At 31.6% G+C, this 528-nt stretch carries 1 protein-coding gene; it reads left to right on the top strand.

What is annotated here, in order from left to right:
- Positions 1-362 (top strand): SRPBCC family protein (locus QWI17_RS08925; RefSeq protein WP_302722166.1); only part of this gene is annotated, 362 nt, incomplete at its 5' end.
- Positions 363-528 lie beyond the last annotated feature (166 nt).

The raw sequence follows: 528 nt of genomic DNA, 5'->3' as shown, positions 1-528 counted from the left end.
AATGGTATTTTGATATTGAGAAGTTTGTTCCAGAAGTTGGATTTGAGTTTGAATTTTATGGCGGATCGTATTTACATCACTGTAAAATAGTAGAAGTAGAGCCGACTAAATTGTTAGCTTATACATGGAAATATCCTGTCTACGAAGGAAATTCTGTTGTTACATTTATTTTGGATGAATTAACAGATGAAATTGTTCCGCAAACAAAATTAACGTTGATTCATGAAGGAATTGAAACTTTTCCGCCTGATGATAAAAATTTCTCGCGCGAAAGTTTTGAAGCTGGTTGGACAGAAATTATCCGAATTAGTTTGAAAAATTATTTGGAAGGAAATTATGAAGAAGATTCGAAAGTCGAATAAATAAAAAAAGGAACTTCGTCAAGTTCCTTTTAATTTTTTTTTACAGCTTATTATTTTTTGAATAATACTGTGATTCCTTCTTGATTTGGTAAAATCGGACGAGGATCTTCTGCTGTTACTATTCCAGCTTTTTCTTTTCTTAAATTCGCAACCCAAAATGGAATCC

The organism is Gilvimarinus gilvus (assembly GCF_030518155.1).
Lineage (GTDB): Bacteria > Pseudomonadota > Gammaproteobacteria > Pseudomonadales > Cellvibrionaceae > Gilvimarinus > Gilvimarinus gilvus.
Note: the sequence above shows the minus strand (reverse complement) of the source record. Positions and strands in the feature narration are given on the sequence as shown.